The following is a 17,392-nucleotide window of genomic DNA, read 5'->3' on the forward strand; positions in this document are numbered from 1 at the left end:
AACCGCTCGTACGGTTTGATGAGGGAGGACTGGGAAACCAGTCCCCCACTCTACATAAAACTTATAAATGTATGATTATATTGAACTTAGAATTGACATACAAAAAATGGATAAAATAATCGGACTTTAAGAAACAGGGATGGAGTTAGAGTGATTATTAATTTTATTTTCGGCTTTGCTATTCCATGGATATTCGGTAGTTGGCTTTATATAAAGGATTGAAAATTAGTTCTGCATATATTCCCAGTAAGTTCAATGTTGTCATTAGCTTTCTATTTACTTGGTTTTTATTTTTTTTGGGACTTCAAACCAATCTTTTCGAGAGTTCAAACGATTTCAGCTCTTCCATTGAACTTAGGGCTATTTCCGGTATTAGGGTGTTTTATGATTCATTATATCAAGAATACAAAACTGAACGCCTTTATGTTAATCTTCATTTTTTCTACGATCATAACACTCTCAGAATGGATTGGAGTTGAAATTGGCAGGGTTATTTAATTTAATGGTTGGAACATTATTTTTACATTCTTTTCCTATTCAACCTCTTTACTCCTTACCTATTGGTATTATATAAAAATACAAAACGTCTAAAAATGCAGCGAAAGAGGGACGGCGATTTTTTGGTATTAGAGACTTTATTGAACATTCCTGTAGGGACTAAGATTTGGTCTTTGCTAAAAAAGGAGCGCCTCGGTATGATGGGGGTGTGCACAGGGTCAAGCCCTAAAAACCGATCAAGGAGGCGCTCTTACTATGAAGTTTAAACAAACTCATGGTCAAAATCAACGAATAGAAAGAATTATTACTTCCCATCTAGTCATTGGAATCGACATGGCGAAAGAAAGACATGTAGCTCAAGCGACTAACTTTCGTGGCATCGTCCTTAGCAATCGACATCTTACCTTCACGAATGAACAAGAAGGATTTGAAAAATTAGATAGGTGGATGAAAGGATTACAACAAAAACACCGTCTGAATGACCTCATCATCGGTATGGAACCGACCGGACATTACTGGTTTAACCTAGCGAACTGGCTTAAGGAGAAGGGAATCACCGTTGTCCTAGTGAATCCCGCAACAACCAAACGAAACAAGGAGAATCGCGACAATTCTCCTTCCAAGAGTGACCCCAAAGACGCACTCGTAATCGCAGATGTCGTCAGTCGTGGTTATTACTCGGAATATACGCGTCAAGGACATGTGTTTCAAAGACTTAAAACTATTATGAGTGATCGGGAGTTTTGGGTTGCAAATAGTGTTCGATTACAGAATCGGATTATTCGTTGGTTGGATATTCGGTTCCCAGAGTATCCTTCCGTGTTTAAAGAATGGACTTCCCAACGATCCATGGCCACGTTAAAGGAGTTCCCAACACCACAGGATGTTCAGGAGTTAACAGTGGATGAAGTAATTCAGCGTTGGAAAAAGCATATGAAGCGACCCGGTGGTTCAAGTGGCATTCAACGTGCATCAAACCTCATCCATGAAGCGAAACAAAGTGTTGGAGACACAAGAGCACTTGTGGAAGCAAAACAAGATCTACAACGGTTGTTAGAGCAATATGAACGCATCTTAGAAATGCTAAAAAAGATAGAAGAAGATATACTACTCTTACTTGGCGAGATCCCAATGGTTGAGCAGATTAGGTCCATCAAGGGTCTTGGCCCCATCACAACCGCAGCGATTTTGGCTAGTGCCGGCGATCTTAAACAGTATACTCACGGACGCCAATTACTTCGTAAGGCAGGATTAAACTTGGCTGAAAGTACATCTGGAAAAACTAAAGGTCAGATCGTTCTCTCTAAACGTGGAGATGCTACTCTAAGATCCTATGTATGAACAGGCTGCATAAGTAAGCCTAAGATTTATAGTTACTAGGTTCAAGATGAAATAAAAATAGGCTTTGCGTTCTCCTAGTTCACCTTCCCTTTGGTCAGGTTCACTGATATGAACGCGGCTGTCAAGAGGCCCCTTTCGAGGGTGTCAACTAACCCGTTTTTTTTTCTTTTTCATGTTGCTTTATATGGAGTGGCGGGCGTGATACACTGCTGTGATGGTGGATGTGAACATAGATATCCTGTTTCACATATTAATTACGCCCGCAGAGGCTCCATGTCAAGCAACATGAAGGGACTGAAGACACGGCACGAAGGCAAAAAAACTCTTCGACGGTGAGCATACTGATATACGTGGGTTCTCACATTTTATCTCTCCGTCTGGGGAGCTGCCACGAACTACGGGCGCGCGTTTGGTCAAATTGCCTAGCGCAAGTGAACCTCGTGGATTCTCCTTTCCGGATTTTCTCTTTTGCCTTCGAGCCCTATTTTCAACCCTTATCATGTTTCTTTTGAACAAAAAGACAAGTAATAAATTTTTAATAAAATAACAATTTCTCTTATGATGCCAATTCAACTTCGCGCGCTACAGCCCAAATAAAACCGGCCAGCTCTCGAGCTACTGCAGTTACAACCTTCCCACCATTCTTTCCACGCCCCATAAGACGACTATACTTATCATGTAAACGATTTTGTGCTTTCCAAGAGATGGTTTGAAGTTGTGGAGGCTTTCCTTCCAATCTACGACGAAGTTCTCCCTTGATAGCAGGCTTATAACGGTAACTCCAAGAAGCTTCAATTAATACGCGACGAACATGAGAATTTCCGGTTTTCGTGATTGCCCCTTGGTGACGAGTTTCTCCGCTTGAACTTTCATTTGGTACCAACCCTGTATAAGCCATAAATTGTCTTGCACTACCAAATCGAGTGAAGGCCCCTATTTCAGCTACTAGACTGGTAGCTGTAAGTTCAGCTACCCCGCGTAAAGTTTGCAGTGCTTGAATCATGGGTGCGTGAACACTGTCGGTTGCTTGAGTATGAATCTCTGCTTCCAGTCGTTTTAAGCGTTGTTCAATTTCATCTAAATGGTGCAAGTACTCTTGAAACACCAGGCTCATGGAGGAGTACTTAAATTTAAGACCATTAAGCCATTCACGATACTTGACCGTCCATTTTTTTACGCCTGCTGGAGGATTTAAGTCGTGTCGTAAGAGAAATTTAGTCAATCGATGTCATGCTCGAAGCTGATCTTCTTTCGCATCTTCACGAGCACGGACTAAATCACGAAGTGCCTCGTCTTCTTTTGTAGGAACATAGATTGATGTTAGTTCTCCTGCACGAAATAGCTGGGCTAAACGCATGGAATCACGACGATCAGTCTTTACACGCTCTCCTGGTTTTTGCGGGATAAGGGAAGGAGCAACAACCATACATTCGATATTCAAAGTTAATAGCTGCCGATACAGACCATAGCCAGTAGGTCCAGCTTCATAACAAACTCGAAGTTGCTCTGGTTCTCCTAACTTCGCCATTAATTTCTTGACAGACTCCGGAGTATTCGGGATCATTCCCCAGTAACGAGGTGCTTCACGTATTCCAAGGGGGATGATACCTTCAGAAGGGCAGAACGCTTTTTCATCAAATCTGTTTTCTCAGACAGCATTTTTTCTGAATCATCATGTAATTTTCCATAGCATTATGATTTAGCTGTTTGATTGTCTACATAAACATAAAGAAAATAGAGCAAAGATACAGACACTATGAACAATCTTTGAATAGAGTGTATTAAAAAAAAGGGAGATATGATAACTATGGCACTTCTACGAAATTTTCCTGAAAGTTTATTAGTTGAGCATGCAAGGTGGCATAGGAATATGCATACGGATTTGCGTACTGGCGATGGAGTAGAGTTTTTGAGATTTCATAGGTATTATATGAATAGAGCTTTAAGCTGGTATAGGACCCAAGGTCTAAACCCGCGTATGGTAAGACCCTGGTCATCCATCCCTTCTCAAATAAAAAGGCATCCCCGTTGGAATAGAAGACTTCAAGATGCAGAAAACCGGATTATTAACGATCCGGGATCCTTCCGCTCATCGGATGAATTGGGGCTTTTTATCCAAACCTCAAATCTTCATCGTGCCGTTCATTTGTTAGGTTCTTCCGTTTTTGATGAACCCGAGTTTGCTGAAATTGGATTATCGCCGCGTAGCACATATTTCTATAATTGGCACGGATTAATCGATAATTGGTGGAGACAGTTATGAACAATTTACAGGGTACCGCTAAAAAGGTACCCTTTTGGGCGCTTATGTTCGCTTCGGGGGTAGATACCCCTTAAGGTATGGGTCGTACCCCAGTCGAAGAGCTTTTTCAAAGGTATCGGCGAAGGTACGATTATGTTTTAACCGATGAGAGTCAAGATACCTCCTTAGTTCAATATGCTATCATCGAAAAATTAGTTCGAGAACATGGGAACCTATGTGTGGTTGCCGATGACGACCAGTCGATCTATAGTTGGAGAGGTGCGGAACCGTCTTACTTGCTTATTAATAAAATTAAAAAAGTGGTCGGGTTTCTTGCTATTGGTGGGTTCATTTTATTGGGGGTTAACACGATCTATTATTCCTTTAGCGAACGGCTTTTAGTTCAAATATCCCCATTTGGTACGATTCATTTAGCAGGTGATGAAAACAAGATCAATCACGTATTCGTTTCTGATCGGCGAAGCGATTACTGGAACTATGCCATTCTTACGGATAAAAAAGAAGAAATAGAAGCATTATTTAACGATCTAGAGTGGACATGGAATACAAATTTAAAATCGGTTCCGAAAGATGAGGGAACGGAGATCTATAGCGTAATAAACAACAAAAGACGGTTCTTCTTACCTAAATAAGAGAATCGTCTTTTTAATTTCCATAATACGTATTAACGTACGTTTTTTGCGTTTTGTCGACGCTACCCCTTGAAGCTCTTTTAAAGTAGGGTTCCTTTTGAATCTCGGATAAGCTCTGCGTTCTATAGATGCCAATCTAACCTACTCCTTGTATAAGGATTACTGCTTTTTAATATAATGTGGGTCTGGAGATATTCAGGATCTTACAAACATCATCAATTGAATGATTTGAATCATTTAATAAGGAAGTAGCCATTGCTACTTTTTTATCATCCATCACCTTAGGACTTCCACCTTTTCGGGCAACTTTTTGAAGGTCTAAATTCTGATCCTGTGTAGAAAAACGAGCATATCCAACTAACATATAACCACTCCAATTCCCCGAAACTATACCTTGATTGTCTCATAACTCTTAAAATATATCAGTATTGATATTTTGATTTTGATATAAGTTTTGTTATATAAATTGGGGTTCAATTATAGTTTTTTGGTGTAGTACAATCCCATATCAAAAACGACCGTTTAAGAGATAACTAGCTAATACGAACGGGAATTTAGTTTAATAACCTGTGGCAATTTTTCATTGGATATGGATCGAACCATATCTGCTCCAAAAGTTCTAATCTAAATTAATATATTGATATTAAATGTAACCACTATTACAATATGAGATAATGTAACCAATATTACTTTTGTGAGGAGGAATAAAAATGGATGAACCTTTACTGAGAAAAACAGAGTCCCAGGTTCAAACCAATGCCGCAACTTATTCACTTTCAGAAATGATCTTATATTTTTTAAAGTTAGGAACCATTGGCTTTGGGGGACCTGTTGCTTTAACGGGTTACATGTATCGTGATCTTGTTGAAAAGCGAGGATGGATTTCAGAGGAAGATTACAAAGATGGTCTAGCGTTAGCTCAACTTGCCCCAGGTCCCTTAGCTGCTCAATTAGCGATTTATCTTGGATATGTACACTACCGTATTCTTGGTGCCACTCTTGTTGCTATTTCCTTTGTTTTACCTTCTTTTATTATGGTAGTGATTACAGGCTGGGCATATGTCCACTATGGCGGATTGACCTGGATGCAAGCTGTGTTTTATGCTGTGGGTGCTAGCGTGATTGGCATTATTGCGTTTAGTGCTTACAAATTGACCACGAAAACGATTGGAAAGGATAAACTGCTGTGGGGGATTTATTTAGTTGCAGCGGCTATCACGGTGATTACAGAATCCGAGAGTGTTATTCTTTTTATTGGAGCAGGGATTCTATATTGGTTAGTTAAAGCTCCTCCTAAGAAGCTATTTGGAAGAAATACAATGAACAGTTTTATACCGTTCCCTTTTTTCTCTTTAGCAAGTGTAGGGATGCTGACATCTTCATCATCAGGAACACTGTGGAATATTTTCATTTTCTTTGCAAAAGCAGGAGCCTTTGTGTTCGGTAGTGGTTTGGCGATCGTCCCTTTCCTATACGGTGGGGTAGTAAAAGAATATGAATGGCTTAATGTACAACAATTTTTGGATGCGGTAGCGGTTGCGATGATTACACCAGGTCCTGTCGTCATAACTACTGGGTTCATTGGTTACTTAGTAGCAGGATTTTCAGGAGCAAGTATAGCCGCATTCGCAACATTTTTACCTTGTTATTTATTAACCATTATCCCTGCTCCTTTCTTTAAAAAGTACGGTAAATTACCAGGCATTAATGCTTTTGTCAATGGTGTAACGGCTGCTGCGATTGGAGCCATTACAGGAGCCGTTATCGTTCTGGGGCAACGTTCGATTATCGACATCCCAACAGCTTTGTTTGCCGTTATTACATTGGGGTTATTATGGAAGAGTAAAAAGGTTTCAGAACCGATGATTGTCCTTGGAGCAGCCATTATTGGATTAATTGTCTATCCTATGATGCATTAAAGAAGGCGGTGGATTCGTGCAGAATTGGTTACATTTGTTGTATAAACTTCCACGGAACCCAAGTAAAGTTCGTGTATATGTGTGGCGAAAACTAAAACGGTTGGGTGCCGTTCTCCTACACGAATCCGTATGGTGCCTTCCTTCCACATTAAAGACACGAGAACAGTTCCAATGGTTAGTGGTAGAAATTCAGGAACTTGGTGGAGAAGCTTCGCTTTGGGAAACCCGTCTTGTCATAGGAGGACAAGACGAAATGATTATTCAACAGTTTATACAGCAGGTGGATAAAGAGTATAAAGAAATACTTGAAGAGTTGAAGAAGGAAGAATCTGACCTTGTTCTATTATCAAAGAAATATCAGCAGATTAAAATCCAAGATTATTTTCAATCTGAATTAGGGAAACAGGTTCTTGAAGAACTGCAAGCGGCTAGAGGAGGGATAAAAGAATGAAGTGGGTGACATGGGAAAAGGTAGGGGTAGATCGAATGGCGTGTGCTTGGTTAATTAGAAAATGGATTGATTCAGATGCAGAATTCTTGTTTGTACCTGTGGGTCAGAAACCACTCCCAGAAGGTGCTGAACCTTTTGATATTCCTGGTGTGCGCCTGACTCATCGAAGAGGGCACTGTACTTTCCACACCATGTTACGAGAATTTAAAATCGAAGACCCTATTTTAGAACGAATCGCTCGAATTGTGGATGAAGCGGATACGGTACAGGAGGTTATTTTGGAACCAGTAGCTCCAGGTCTCGATTATATTTGTGATGGCATTCGATTAACTAGCCCTGATGATTTAACTGCATTAGAGAGAGGAAGTTTGATTTTTGAAGCTGTATACGCTCAACTGTCCGCAGAACAGAATGAATAAAAGCTTAGCAGCGATTGTTCATGATTTTTTGTTAATGATTTCGAGAATAAAGAGTGATTAAGACAAAGCTGAGTTCCTTAGCGTAGGAAACTCGGCTTTTTGACTTAGCACGTACGTCCGTATGCTGGTGAGACCCCAATATATAATGAAGGAAAAAAACTTAGAATACAATGTGAGCAACAAGGCCAGTAGAAAAAACAGCATAATAAATAAATAAACTTTAAAAAATGGCTAAAAGGATGGTATTACTGAAGAATATAACGGTCTTAGTCATTTTATTAATTTTCTTAGGTTTAGGCTATACAATATTTCAGCAATCAAGGATCATTTCTGAAACTGAAGCTAAAGAAATCGCTTTAGACTATGCACGTAAACACACAAATCATGATTTTATGCCCCTCAAGAGCATCAAACAATTTCATGTCCGGATCCGCTTCAGTACCGAAGTGAGACAAGCGGCGACCAAGAAATGGACACGCCATCTGAAGAACCGGAAGGAACTGATTCTTCAACAGGTACGACAGGGTCATAATTGAAATGAATGGAATACCTTTCCTCCAAGATACAAGCCCATCATGGTCTCACCGTGGTGGGTTTTCCATTCATAACGCAATAACGAGCCGTTATATTCATTTGAGACACTGATCATATATGAACAAAGTATGGTATTTCTAAGGAGGGAATAAACATGTTGTTATATGATATAACTCTTTTTAACAAAAAAGTGGGTTCAATAGACGATATCGAATGGTTGATTTATAGAAAGGAAACGATCAAAAACGCAATAATCGAAGATGTTAGCTGGGAAGTACGTATGATTTTATATAAGCAGGTTCAGTTAATCAATGAAAGAGTTAATGAGTTGGAAGAGGCTATTTCTTAGGAAAAGGTAAGGTGGAAAGAAACAAGCCTGCAATCACATGGCTTGTTTTTGGTTTACAGCCAGCCCCTTCGTCAGTCATGCTTTTCGTGGGATTTCTTCAGTCTTTTAGAACCCCTCGTTCTAACCGGAACGAATCATGATGTAGGAAATCAAATTCCTATTGGATAGAGGAATTTTTTTGTTCATGTAAAATAATGTATGACAGGCAGCAATCAGGACTAGAGACAAACGGAAGTCCGTGAAAAGGAGAACAAGCGATCATTTATCAGGAAACTAGGATTTTTTGAGCGTTAAATCTGGCAAAAGGTGGTTGGACTAATTGATCGTATACGAGAAAGAAAAAGCATTTATATTCATTGCACAGCATGACCATGCTCAAGTGTCCGGTGCTCTTATGTCGTTTTGGAGTGACGAGTGGCTGGTTGGAAACGAGCGCAAACCAGATTTGATTTATGCAGCTTACCAGCACGACAGAGGCTGGATGGATCTCGATAGCTGGCCTTTATGGAACGATGCGGACCATCGGCCTTATTCCTTTCTTGATTTCCCTGCCAAAATTCGTTTTCTTTATTATGCCAAAGGTCTGGACGAAGTCCAACGAGCCAATGAATATGCAGCGTTACTGTGCAGTTTGCTCTATACAACTCTGGCTAATAGGTTCATCAATGACGACTCGAAAAAGTTTATTCAACAGGAATATGAGAGGCAAACAAGACTTCAAAAGAGGTTGAGCGTTCAAGAGGAGCAGCTTCAGCTGCATCTTAAGGCGCTTGTACTTTGTGATGAGCTATCGTTGTTTGTCTGCATGCAGCAGCCCGGTACGCCAAGACAACGGTACGAATGGTTTGCCGACGGCTTCCGGTTTTCGTTTCCAGGTTCCGTTCATACTCGGCTGTATGCAGATTGGAGAGATGAGGAGCATGTACAATTGTTTCCGTTCCCCTTCGATGGCCATGTCCAAACGGTAGTCCCTTATAAAGAAGTGAACAAGGCTGATATCGCAAAATATGGAATTGCAAAAGCATATCATAATGAGCAGATGAAGCAATTCGCGATAAAATTCATAAAATGACCACCGTAGGAATTTCCTGGAATTTTTAGCGACGCAGCTTTTTTTCCTTTATGCAACGCAACTTAGTAAGGCATATTGATATCCATCCAAACCATTTTCATATCCCCAATGGAAATGGTGCGGAAATGAACGAAGAAGCTGTCCGGTATGATCAAGTATTGCGGCAAGCGGGGCCATTCGATCTCCAGATTCTAGGAATCGGTACAAATGGACATTTTGGATTTAATGAACCGGATCAGAAGCTGATTGGCGTACGCATGTAGTGAATTTGACCACCGAAACGAGAGTGGACAATTCAAAAGATTTTGAAAAGCAAGAAGAGGTACCTACCCATGCAATCACGATGGGTGTAAGGGATATCATGCGTTCCAAAAAAATCTTGTTAATGGCCTTAGGGAGAGAAAAAGCCGAAATAGTCAAAATGGCCTTCGAAGGAGACATTACCACATGGTGTCCTGGATCCCTGCTTCAATTGCATCCGGATATCCATGTACTTTTAGATAAAGAAGCAGCTAGTTTATTAACGCGTTGATAAATGAACCTTAACGATCTTGAAATTGTGGAACAAACATAAAAAAGCGAATCACTCCGATTGCGGAGTTCATTCGCTTTTTTGTTATTTTAGTTTCCATTTACCATAAACTTTATTCGATATTCTTTTGGACCTAGTCCCATTGATTTTTTGAACACTCGGCTAAAATAGTTTTGATCCTGATATCCTACTTCCAAAGAGATGATTTTAATATTTTTTGTTCATCTTTCATCAGCTCGATCGGTTAAAAAAATAAAACTCCTATTTATAGGAGTCAAACAAAGGTAAATCCAAATCCCTCTTATCTTTAAGAGGTATCGTCATGGATATTACACGGTACTTATCAAGGTACGGTTTAATGTTAATATTCATCAAATCGAATAAAAATCGTTTTCCAGTTTCTCTATGTTCAATAACAACCATCTTACTTTTATCCATGAACATCACCTCAACAAAAACATATGCCAGGACCTTGTACTAAATGTCAACAAAAGATGTTTTAGGATTTTAGATAAAAAAAGAAACCTTCTCAGAAGGAAGGTTTGTGGAAGGAGTTGCTGAAGCGAAGGCCTACAGCTGATTTCAATATATGTCGATTTGACTAATATTAGTTCAATAAAAAAATAAGAATTCAACATTTTAAGTCAAATAAAACCGCTATAATCTAGCGGTTGAATGAAACACCGTAAAAATCCGAGAGTAACTTTAATTGATCTAATGTAGGGAGTCTCTCTCCACTTTCCAGATAACCATAAGAATGGATGTTAAATCCGATTTTGATACAAAGATCAATTTGCGATAGACAATATTCTTCTCTGAGTGCTTTCAATGCTTCGTGGAACAAAGCGCACCTCCATTTCCTTATTCTATTTAGTATATTCATTAAGGATAAATTTTATTCGAATCTTTAAATTTAAAAAAACCGCTTATCTAGCGGTTCTAATAATCTCATGACTTTTAATTTTTACAAACTGACCTATGTGGGTTCTAACTATAAGGTGATCTTCGTACACGTCTTGAACGGTAGCAGGCGCGTATTTCCTTTAACAAAGGAGCTTACCTCACTTTGCGGCACCAAGTCGAGACAAAAGTCCCGAATTTTAAAAAATACTCCCATATACCTCTGATTTTGTCACGAGTTAGATTGTCAAACGTAAAAAATAGCCCTCAAGGCCTTACCGTTGACTCTATGGGCTATTTTTAATTAGAGAACATCCTCTAAAACGATAAAGGCAGCATGATAGTGAAAGTGTACGTGACTCAATTCAACAATAGGGTTCTTTTTCAGTAATTGATAGGAAATCATGTAAGACACCTCGATTTACTGTGAAGTTCGTGGTCCCTCGGAGGAGGGGGATGGACCTAGGGCGGAAGTATGTAACCATGATAGCGGTTTCCATCCTGTCCTGATGGCAAGGATATCATCCATTGTACTGTCCTGCAAGGGTGACAATTCCTTTCGGGGTTTGTAAAAAAGAGATTAGAAAGGAGGCGAGTGCCACCTTTCTAATCCAAACGTTTTTAAAGGTTAGAATCCGATGTACTCTCGAGCTTCCTCGGGATTGGCAAATAATATCACTTTGTCATCTAAATTAACCATGCGTCCATAGTGGGTGGACATCTCTACCTGAAATAGATAAGCATCAAAATCCCGTCCGAGAGCTTCGCTAATTTCCTGCATATCAAATTCCAATCTTCCAATCCCATCGATACGGATCATAGCCGGATACTCGGTTATGGTCACTCCGGGTTTTTCCCGCATAATATCGGAAATAACCCGTGCCTCTACACTATCGCTAAGCGTGATCCCGCATTTATTATTAAATCCTTTTTCTAATTCTAGTTTATTTCCTTTTTCGCTCATAGTTTTACCCCCTTAGGTAAAGTTAAGTTGAGGTGTGTCATAATCGAATAGAAACGCTCTTTGGCTCGCTGAGAAGCTACAGGGTAGCTTACGACTTTCACCCGTGGCTGTGACCAAATGGGCTGAAGCTGGTTGGCGGCATGGATACACATAGGAACATATTTTTGCAGCCATCCTTCAATCACCTTCTTGTTCGATTCGCCATGCACGGCATCATTCAAGAAGACCCCGAACATTTCTGCTGTGTATTCCAAGTTCCGTTCAAAATCCGCTTCGGCCGTGGATACAAGGGTTGGCGTGACAAAATCACCATGAGAGGCAGCGGATTGCATTAGGAAACCGCTTCGGAACAATTCACCCACTAACGGTTCATAAATTAAGTTGATCGCAAAGATTTGCTCTGCCCAGTCGGTCGAAGCGGTGAAGGTTTCTACCACTTCGCGCATGCCTTGCCAGATGGGATTGTTGAGCCAATTCTCTTTGCCGGCGGCTTCGTTCAGTTGGATCATCCCGGCAATTTCACCCAGATAAATCGCAAGATCCTGAGCATAACGGAGTTTGTCCGCGGAATTGATGAGGATCGAGTTATTGATCATCTGACTCATGCCATCCCGTTGAGCCGTTTGAAAGATCATGCCCAGACCATATTCGGAATGCTTAACAGCTCCTAGATGATCCTGCAGAATTTTTACCCATGTGGGGTCTAAGTTTTGGAATGAATTTTCGGCTTTCGCATTTTGTATCGTGAGAGCGACCTGCTTTTCTATTGCCGATTCACGAATGTAGTGATTCCGCTCCCATTCTCCGTTAGGATCCCGATAAGCGTGCCAATCGGAGCTTTTGATTTGGGTCCATTTCTCTGAATAAGCAGGTGTACCGTCCGCAAAGGAAACGATCCATCCTTGTAGGAGGTACCGGTTGGGATCCGGCTGAACATCAACCGTCACGTCTTCATAAAGCGTAGCTCGTCTTCCCTGTGGTTGATAATAGTTGTATTTGCGGCTGTTACTGCCAGCAAACTTTTTCGAACCCGCTTCAGCCGATTTGTCTACGATTTCATTCATACATTTTACCTCCAGTTCAAATTTAAGTTTAATTGGATGCCGGGACAAATTTGTCAAAGAAGATACGGTCCGTGGTGACCCCTTTATCCCGGAGAATCATAATTGAGGCGTCAATCATCGGCCCAGGGCCACACAAAAAGGCTTCTAAGTCTCTTCGTGCCGCGTTCACGTCAAGATGGCGCTCAATCACATCGGTAATTAATCCCGTTTCACCGTCCCAATGATCATCCGGATGGGGTTCGGATAAGGCGGGTATGAATTGAAATTTGTCTAGACGCTCAGATAACGCCGCGAACTGATCCAGGTAAAACAAGTCTCGTTTGGAACGGGCCCCGTAGAAGAAAGTCACCTTGCGCTTGACCTTTTTCTCCGCCATGTCATTCAAGATCGACCAAAGAGGAGCCATGCCGGATCCGCCACCGATCAGAACGATATCGCCTGTATTTTCTTCCCGGCGGATGCAATTCCCAAAGGGTCCGCGAACCTGTAATTCGTCCCCTGGTTTCAACTGTTCGTCCAATAGAGTAGAGAATTTGCCGCCTTTGAAAATCTTCATCATGAACTCTAAACGATCGGATTGACTCGGTGTATTGGACATGGAATAGGAACGATAAAAGTCTCCATTGGGAGCATACAGATCCACAAATTGTCCGGAGTGGAACTTGATTTCTTCTGGTTCGATTAATTTTAAAGACATCTTTCGAATATCATGGGTCAGGCTTTCAATGCTTTCGATCGCCGCACGGAAGTTTTTGACCGGTACGGAAACCTTCAAGGCATCCTCATCATATTGCATTAATTCAACGGTCAGATCACTGTAAGGAACCGTTTTACAAAGTAATACGTAACCCTCTTCCTTTTCATGATCCGGCAGGGCGAAGGTGGAATAGCGCTCCATGTCAGCATCCCCATCCACGAGAAGGGATTTACAAGTGGAGCATTGCCCTTCCTTACAACCATGCATTAGAGCGATTCCTTGTCGGAACGCAGCTTCTAATACGGTTTCCCCTTCGTCAACCTCCATTTCAACCCCAACGGGCTCTAGTTTCACTTTATAGCTCATACTTTGTTTCCTCCCCAAGATGAGTTATGGTATCACTCAGCCTTGAACATACTTCATCAAGGCTGAGAAGTAGAATCGGTGGTTTGTTTATTTCCAGGAAAATCCTGCTTTGTAGGAGGCAATACTTTTCTTGCGCTCAGCAGGGGACATGGCACGTAAATCTAGGAGTGGACTGCGTAACTCGTACCCTTTGAGCTGATCAATGTTCCACATCTTATCATCTTCGAAGTGAAGGTGAGGCTGTGGAACCAAGGTTTTTCCATCGGAGCGAACGAACCCAAGGTCTTTGACCACGTCTGATAAATCCATACCATGATAGATTTCTTCCCAGTTTCGGCGTCCACTGAATTGACCCATGGCAGGAGTCGGTCTGCCTTTGTAGGTATCTTGGAAGGCCACTTTGTGTGTCCAGCAGCATTGCTCAGAGCAATAGGTGTGAAGTTCTCCGTTCACCTCGTCTACCACCAGATCTTCACGGATGACCACAGGAACTAAGCAACTCCAACAGCGATGCGGATAGACATATCCGGTGTCGGCCCAAAGGTATGGCGTACTGCCTGCCTTAGACAAGTCGCGATAATGTTCCCAACCTTTACCGAATTCGTTATACCAACCCGGATACTTGGATTCGAACCATTCAAAGTCATATTCATCAAGTGGGTCGATCCGCCAGAAGTTCACCGGCCAAGCGGTGGCAAAGAACTGGGCGACTTTGTGAACATAATGCTTCTTGGTCACTCGATCCCAAGCGGCTTCTACGTCGTCATGGTGAATCTTTAGGCCATATTTTTCGAGCGGGAGTAAGTAGCTGCGATAGTAATCTTCATAAATCCATTTATGCCAGAGTTCAGCGTAGGACTCTTTGCTTTTGCGGCGGTCCTTTGTGCCGTATTCAATAATGGTACCTACCGCAGCGTCCACAATGGCATGATTTTGCCAGAAGGCATAACGGATATCGCGCTCCAACAGATCATGGTTATCTGGATCACCCAGGACCATCATCAACGTTCCATATCCATTGTTGATATGACGGGACTCATCCGATTGTACAGATAGGAAAATGGTAGGTAGGGCATAGTCACCGTTGGCCGCCGCCTCGGAAGGCATCGCTACAAATAGAGTATTTGTGAATGCGGTTTCAGCAATGATTTGCAAATAGATATTGGCAGCGGTGATGGTGTCACCTGTAATGAATCCTTCGCCAAATTGGCGTCCAATCGTTGTCGCATAGCATTTTCCGAATGCTTTTTGGGTAATGTCAAAGCCGGCAGGATCAATGTAGTTTTCCATATACCATTTCTTCAAGTTCATCTGAATCGTGGAGTGTCGGAATTCATCAATCATCTGCATCGTATAGCCGTTTTTCAACTCATCATTCGGTACGACATTGGTTAATAAAGCCATGGAACGAGACGCGGAAATTTCGGGAAAAGGAATAATGGCTAAGAACAGCTTCATCCATTCAATCCATCTCGGCTGAGCATTTCGGAACATGTTTCCGCGAAGGGCAGCATCCATGGCTCCATATACCCGGTTGTCCTTTTCTTCTTCCATCGCAAAATAGGAACGTAAAACTTGTTTCATCGTATCCTTCGGTGCTTTGGAAAATTTGTAGTCGGTCGGATACTTGATTGCTTCCTTGGCATAACTGGGGAGCCAGGCTAAATCTTTGACCCTTTTATGAGCCTCGGCGTTGCTCATATTCGGCTGAGCATTGATTTTTGATAGCTTGGTAGCCATTACAAAATCCCTCCTACTTTTAGATATGGTTCATTGCTTTAATAAGGCTTAGGTTAACTCCGTCACCTCGATTCTTTCTAATGCAAGGATGATGCCAACTCTAAATTGACATGAAAATAAATAAATAATCAATTCATTTATTTGAAAATTCCGATGCTCCTATTAAGGAAGGGATAGGGAGGAAGGGGGAGAATCACGCATAAAAATGCCATTTTCTTTTGGTATCTGGTAGGTGTGAGACACTGTCGCAGAAAGTGTGACAGGGTTTGTCGTGTATTACGACGATGTTGCAAACTTCAACAGCAGCTTGATGCAGGAGAAGGCGGTCTTAACAATCCAAATGGGTATGGGACTTACTAGGGTTACCTTATATTAATAGGAACCTTCTACCGAAAATAGCGAATGAACCCCACCCTTTCATAGTTTGGCACGGGACTTGCAGCAGTGATAAGTGAGTTCGATCATTACCTGATTACGAGAATGCAAGGAGGGCTTTGCAGTGAGTAAAAAAGTACTCATTATTACAGGGGATGCTGCAGAGGCGCAAGAGGTCTTGTACCCGCTTCACCGGTTAAAGGAAGAAGAGTATACGGTCCATATCGTAAAAAATTATTAAAGGAGCTGGTCATTATGTTTAAAGCAAGCAATGGAGAAGAAATCTATGTTATTGACTCCCATATTGCCCTATGGGACGGAAGTGTAGAGAATCAGCGAAATCAGCATGGAGCCGAATTTATCAACTGTTTTTACGATTACCATAAAAACTTAAGCCCCAAGGAGAATTTATGGGACTACAATAAGTTTCTGAAGTACAGCGCGGAGGATTTAATTCAAGATGTCTTCGTTAAGGGACATGTTGACATGGCTATTTTTCAGCCCGTGTTCCTGACCGATTTTTATAAAAATGGGTTTGGGGATGTGGAGGAGAATGCCAAATTAATCGAGAAATATCCGAACCGCCTGATCGGCAATGGGACCTTCGATCCGCGAGATGGAGAAAGAGGGTTGGAGTACCTGGAGTATTTAGCCGAAACCCACAAGATTCAAGGGGTGAAATTATATACGGCAGAATGGCGCGGAGACTCTAAGGGATACAAGCTCTATGATCCATGGACTCAAAAATATTTGGAAAAATGTGAACAGTTAGGAATTAAGAATATTCATGTGCACAAAGGCCCTACGATTCTTCCGTTGAATCGAGATGCATTTGATGTAGCCGATATTGATGATGCAGCCACCAGTTTTCCTGGATTGAATTTCATCGTGGAACATTGCGGTCTGCCTCGCTTAGAGGATTTCTGCTGGATTGCTACCCAAGAGAAGAATGTGTATGCGGGCCTTTCCGTGGTCATGCCATTCATCCATACACGGCCTCGTTACTTTGCAGAGATCATCAGTGAACTACTGTACTGGTTGGATGAGAATCGCATTCTATTCGGCAGTGATTACGCCATTTGGGAACCAAACTGGCTGATTGAGAAATTCATGGCGTTTGAATTTCCTGAAGATATCGCCCAAGAGACAGGAACCCAATTAACCCTTTCTGTAAAAAAGAAGATCTTAGGTGAAAATGCAGCACGCTTATATGGCATTGATATCGAGGCACAAAAGGCAAAGCTGCGTGGAGATAAAATTGTCATTAAGTAAAAAA

General features: G+C 41.5%; 19 protein-coding genes and 2 pseudogenes. 12 read left to right on the forward strand and 9 right to left on the reverse strand.

Annotated features, from left to right (window positions below; all coding sequences use genetic code 11):
* Positions 1-753: 753 nt before the first annotated feature.
* A complete protein-coding gene (locus ABLT31_RS28555; RefSeq protein ID WP_367758148.1) occupies positions 754-1,839 on the forward strand; it encodes an IS110 family RNA-guided transposase in 1,086 nt (361 codons plus the stop codon).
* Positions 1,840-2,395: 556 nt separating this feature from the next.
* On the opposite strand, the gene ABLT31_RS28560 is transcribed toward ABLT31_RS28555, so the two are convergent.
* Positions 2,396-3,061: an IS110 family RNA-guided transposase gene (locus ABLT31_RS28560; protein WP_367758149.1), complete on the reverse strand. Its 666-nt coding sequence runs from the start codon at positions 3,059-3,061 to the stop codon at positions 2,396-2,398.
* Positions 3,062-3,067: 6 nt separating this feature from the next.
* Entirely contained in the window at positions 3,068-3,403 is a 336-nt protein-coding gene (locus ABLT31_RS28565) for an IS110 family transposase (RefSeq protein WP_367758150.1), read from the reverse strand.
* A 366-nt stretch (positions 3,404-3,769) separates the two neighbouring features.
* Here ABLT31_RS28565 and ABLT31_RS28570 point away from each other — a divergent pair, with 366 nt between their 5' ends.
* A complete protein-coding gene (locus ABLT31_RS28570) occupies positions 3,770-4,102 on the forward strand; it encodes a hypothetical protein (protein WP_367758151.1) in 333 nt (110 codons plus the stop codon).
* 101 nt (positions 4,103-4,203) lie between these two features.
* A pseudogene (locus tag ABLT31_RS39055) lies at positions 4,204-4,383 on the forward strand (UvrD-helicase domain-containing protein); the annotation flags it as partial.
* Between the two features lie 520 nt (positions 4,384-4,903).
* Here the strand turns inward: ABLT31_RS39055 and ABLT31_RS28580 are convergent.
* Positions 4,904-5,098, reverse strand: coding sequence for a hypothetical protein (locus ABLT31_RS28580; protein WP_367758153.1), 195 nt, complete (start codon positions 5,096-5,098; stop codon positions 4,904-4,906).
* A gap of 346 nt (positions 5,099-5,444) precedes the next feature.
* Between ABLT31_RS28580 and ABLT31_RS28585 the strand changes: the two genes are divergently transcribed.
* The 8 genes and pseudogenes from ABLT31_RS28585 (at position 5,445) to ABLT31_RS28620 (ending at position 10,010) form a co-directional block, all read left to right on the forward strand.
* Positions 5,445-6,653: a chromate transporter gene (locus tag ABLT31_RS28585; protein ID WP_367758154.1), complete on the forward strand. Its 1,209-nt coding sequence runs from the start codon at positions 5,445-5,447 to the stop codon at positions 6,651-6,653.
* A 16-nt stretch (positions 6,654-6,669) separates the two neighbouring features.
* Positions 6,670-7,104 (forward strand): Chromate resistance protein ChrB, encoded by a 435-nt coding sequence (locus ABLT31_RS28590; RefSeq protein ID WP_367758155.1) that lies wholly within the window; start codon positions 6,670-6,672, stop codon positions 7,102-7,104.
* On the forward strand, positions 7,101-7,523 hold the full coding sequence (locus ABLT31_RS28595; protein WP_367758156.1) for a chromate resistance protein ChrB domain-containing protein: 423 nt from the start codon (positions 7,101-7,103) through the stop codon (positions 7,521-7,523). Before ABLT31_RS28590 ends, ABLT31_RS28595 begins: the two co-directional genes overlap by 4 nt.
* A gap of 227 nt (positions 7,524-7,750) precedes the next feature.
* Complete coding sequence (locus tag ABLT31_RS28600) at positions 7,751-8,059, forward strand: hypothetical protein (RefSeq protein ID WP_367758157.1); 309 nt, start codon at positions 7,751-7,753, stop codon at positions 8,057-8,059.
* Positions 8,060-8,211: 152 nt separating this feature from the next.
* Positions 8,212-8,406, forward strand: coding sequence for a hypothetical protein (locus ABLT31_RS28605; protein WP_367758158.1), 195 nt, complete (start codon positions 8,212-8,214; stop codon positions 8,404-8,406).
* Between the two features lie 319 nt (positions 8,407-8,725).
* Positions 8,726-9,478 (forward strand): DUF3891 family protein, encoded by a 753-nt coding sequence (locus ABLT31_RS28610; protein ID WP_367758159.1) that lies wholly within the window; start codon positions 8,726-8,728, stop codon positions 9,476-9,478.
* Between the two features lie 47 nt (positions 9,479-9,525).
* Positions 9,526-9,741 (forward strand): annotated as a pseudogene (locus ABLT31_RS28615) (6-phosphogluconolactonase); the annotation flags it as partial.
* On the forward strand, positions 9,741-10,010 hold the full coding sequence (locus ABLT31_RS28620) for a sugar phosphate isomerase family (protein ID WP_367758160.1): 270 nt from the start codon (positions 9,741-9,743) through the stop codon (positions 10,008-10,010). The pseudogene ABLT31_RS28615 and the gene ABLT31_RS28620, both read left to right, overlap by 1 nt.
* An 89-nt stretch (positions 10,011-10,099) precedes the next feature.
* Here ABLT31_RS28620 and ABLT31_RS28625 read toward each other — a convergent pair whose 3' ends face one another.
* The 6 genes from ABLT31_RS28625 to ABLT31_RS28650 all read right to left on the reverse strand — a co-directional run bounded on the left by ABLT31_RS28625 (position 10,100) and on the right by ABLT31_RS28650 (position 15,741).
* Positions 10,100-10,222: an AraC family transcriptional regulator gene (locus ABLT31_RS28625; RefSeq protein WP_462976545.1), complete on the reverse strand. Its 123-nt coding sequence runs from the start codon at positions 10,220-10,222 to the stop codon at positions 10,100-10,102.
* 452 nt (positions 10,223-10,674) lie between these two features.
* On the reverse strand, positions 10,675-10,893 hold the full coding sequence (locus ABLT31_RS28630; protein WP_367758161.1) for a helix-turn-helix transcriptional regulator: 219 nt from the start codon (positions 10,891-10,893) through the stop codon (positions 10,675-10,677).
* A 645-nt stretch (positions 10,894-11,538) separates the two neighbouring features.
* Positions 11,539-11,874 (reverse strand): MmoB/DmpM family protein, encoded by a 336-nt coding sequence (locus tag ABLT31_RS28635; protein WP_367758162.1) that lies wholly within the window; start codon positions 11,872-11,874, stop codon positions 11,539-11,541.
* A complete protein-coding gene (locus ABLT31_RS28640) occupies positions 11,871-12,938 on the reverse strand; it encodes an aromatic/alkene monooxygenase hydroxylase subunit beta (protein ID WP_367758163.1) in 1,068 nt (355 codons plus the stop codon). The genes ABLT31_RS28635 and ABLT31_RS28640 overlap by 4 nt, the downstream gene beginning before the upstream one ends.
* Positions 12,939-12,966: 28 nt before the next feature.
* A complete protein-coding gene (locus ABLT31_RS28645) occupies positions 12,967-14,001 on the reverse strand; it encodes an NADH:ubiquinone reductase (Na(+)-transporting) subunit F (RefSeq protein WP_367758164.1) in 1,035 nt (344 codons plus the stop codon).
* Between the two features lie 87 nt (positions 14,002-14,088).
* Positions 14,089-15,741: an aromatic/alkene/methane monooxygenase hydroxylase/oxygenase subunit alpha gene (locus ABLT31_RS28650; protein WP_367758165.1), complete on the reverse strand. Its 1,653-nt coding sequence runs from the start codon at positions 15,739-15,741 to the stop codon at positions 14,089-14,091.
* Positions 15,742-16,371: 630 nt separating this feature from the next.
* On the opposite strand from ABLT31_RS28650, the gene ABLT31_RS28660 reads away from it, so the two are divergent.
* Entirely contained in the window at positions 16,372-17,388 is a 1,017-nt protein-coding gene (locus ABLT31_RS28660) for an amidohydrolase family protein (RefSeq protein WP_367758166.1), read from the forward strand.
* Positions 17,389-17,392 lie beyond the last annotated feature (4 nt).

Source organism: Ammoniphilus soli, assembly GCF_040813775.1.